The sequence below is a fragment of the Janibacter sp. CFPM2_SD2 genome, assembly GCF_057364645.1.
The window spans coordinates 1-1,392 of record NZ_JBNFOF010000346.1 but is presented as its reverse complement, the minus strand read 5'-3'; the positions used below and the strand labels follow the sequence as shown (position 1 = coordinate 1,392).

Genomic DNA, 1,392 nt, shown 5'->3' with positions numbered 1-1,392 from the left:
CGACGGCGACGACGAGCGCGGCGGTGCGGCGGGCCCCCTTCGTGCCGACGGGGCCGCCTCGTCAGCAGGTGCCCGCCCCGAACTCTGCAGGACCCTAGGGTTTTGCAAGGTTCGGTCGGACGAACTCTGCATAACCCTGGGGTCGTGCAGAGTTGGGGCGACCAGCGCGGCCATGAGGAGGAAGGCCGCGGCGACGAAGATCGCGAAGGGGACGTTGCCGAAGCCGTGGAAGCGGCCGCCGTCCAGCGGCAGCAGACCGAGGACGGAGAGCATCGTCATCCGCCCGCGGCCGACGAGCAGGTCGCCGGCGAGCAGCAACCACGTGACGGCGGAGAGCACTCCGACCGCGACGAGCGCGACGGCCGGCCCCTCGGCGAGCCATCGGGGCCGGGCCCAGCGGAGCACCACGAGGACGACGGCGAGGGTGAGCGCGACGAGCGCCAGGTCGATGACCGCCAGCCGCAGCACGAAGGCGCCCATCGGGTGGTCCGAGTCGAACCAGCGGGTCGTCGTCAGCAGATAGGTGGAGGCCGGTACGGCCATCGCGGCGAGGCCGACGAGACCGGTGGCACGGGGCACGACCGGTCGCCAGCTGCGGGGCCCGACGCGCAGGAGCACCAGAGCGAGCACGAGCAGCCCGACGAGACCGAGGCCGAAGCCGCGGAAGAAGGGCGGGATGACCCGGTCGGCCTCCTGCAGCTGGGCGTCGTCGTCGACGAGCGTCGCGAGCCGGTCGGCGAAGGGGGCCTCGTCGTCGACCGGCACGAGCTGCGCCCGACGAGCCCCGGGGGCGGGGTGAAGCCGGCCGTCGCGAGCGCCGTGTGGGTGACGTCGGCGACCTGCCCCATCTCGTCGCGGGTCGTCGAGTCGGAGTGCAGCCAGCCGGAGGGGATGCCGGCGCCGCCCATCGCGAGCACCCGCAGCCCCGGCTGCCCGCCGTCGTCGGACAGACCGGCGAGGACGACGACCGTGTCGGAGTGCGCCCCGGCGACGACGTCGGCGACGACGTCGTCGACGGCCTCGACCTGACGGGTGCGCACGGCGCCGTCGTCGGGGACCGAGATGGCCGGCGCACCGACGAGGGTGATCGCGCAGGTCTCGTTGACCCCCGGATCACCGGACCGCACGACGCCGTCGCGGTCGGCCATCGCGAGAGCGGCGCCGGCACCGCTGCCGTCGACACACCCACCGGCCTCGTGGACGGTCGAGGCGAGGGTGCCGATCCGCGCGTCGAAGCCCTGCGCCGCCACCCCCTTCGCCAGGTCCTGCCAGTAGCCGTGGTCCATCTCCACGGCCATCAGCTCCGGGCCGGGGTCGGGCAGGGTCGGCAGCGGCGAGCAGTGCGGCAGCGCCCGGGGGTCGGACCGCCAGCTCGCCGCGGGGTGACGTCGC

General features: G+C 74.6%; 2 pseudogenes. Both read right to left on the bottom strand.

Annotated features, from left to right (window positions below):
• Nucleotides 1-543 (bottom strand): annotated as a pseudogene (locus AC2W7J_RS18170) (hypothetical protein); the annotation flags it as partial.
• Nucleotides 513-1,392: pseudogene (locus AC2W7J_RS18165) on the bottom strand (hypothetical protein); the annotation flags it as partial. The pseudogenes AC2W7J_RS18165 and AC2W7J_RS18170, both read right to left, overlap by 31 nt.